Raw genomic sequence first — 1,031 nt, 5'->3', positions numbered from 1 at the left:
TCACTCCGTTTGCAGTAGTAACCGATGAAGTGTCTGGTCAGAAATATCCGCTGGCTGACTACGAGCTGACCCCGAACATGGCCATCGTTGATGCCAACCTGGTCATGGGTATGCCGAAGTCCCTGTGTGCCTTCGGTGGTATCGATGCCGTGACTCACGCCATGGAAGCCTATGTTTCCGTACTGGCTAACGAGTACTCCGACGGTCAGGCGCTGCAAGCCCTGAAAATGCTGAAAGAGTACCTGCCGTCCAGCTACCAGAACGGTGCCAACGACCCGATCGCTCGTGAGAAGGTGCACAATGCTGCCACCATCGCCGGTATCGCGTTCGCCAACGCCTTCCTGGGTGTGTGCCACTCCATGGCTCACAAACTGGGTGCCGAGTTCCACATTCCGCACGGTCTGGCTAACGCCCTGCTGATCAGCAACGTCATCCGCTACAACGCGAACGACAACCCGACCAAGCAGACTGCGTTCTCCCAGTACGACCGTCCGCAGGCTCGTCGTCGTTACGCCGAAGTCGCTGACCACCTGGGTCTGACTGCTGCCGGTGACCGCACTGCAGCCAAGATCGAGAAGCTGCTGACCTGGCTGGACGAGCTGAAGGCTACCCTGGGTATCCCAGCCTCTATCCGCGAAGCTGGTGTGACTGAAGCTGACTTCCTGGCCAAGGTTGACCAGCTGGCTATCGAAGCTTTCGATGACCAGTGCACCGGTGCCAACCCGCGCTACCCGCTGATCAGCGAGCTGAAGCAGGTTCTGCTGGACTCCTACTACGGTCGTCCATTCACCGAAGCCGCTCCGGTAACTGCTGCCCCGGTTGAAGCCAAGGTTGAAGGCAAGAAGAAATCCAAGGCCTGATAACCGGTCCTGAGATAACAAGCCCGCGCACTGCGCGGGCTTTTTTTATCTGCCACTTGCCACTAATCACCGCCATCATCTCCCTGCCGATTGCGCTAGTGCAGCCCCTAACTTCCCAACCAACCAACCAACCAACCAACCAACCAACCAACCAACCAACCAACCAACCAA

General features: G+C 57.8%; 1 pseudogene. It reads left to right on the top strand.

Going from position 1 to position 1,031, the window contains the following annotated elements:
* Positions 1–860: pseudogene (locus tag AACS18_RS06605) on the top strand (iron-containing alcohol dehydrogenase); the annotation flags it as partial.
* Positions 861–1,031: the final 171 nt, after the last annotated feature.

The organism is Aeromonas sp. HMWF015 (assembly GCF_963878965.1).
Taxonomy (GTDB): Bacteria; Pseudomonadota; Gammaproteobacteria; order Enterobacterales; family Aeromonadaceae; genus Aeromonas; species Aeromonas veronii.
The sequence above is the reverse complement of the archived record's forward strand: the minus strand, read 5'-3'. Positions and strand labels throughout refer to the sequence as shown.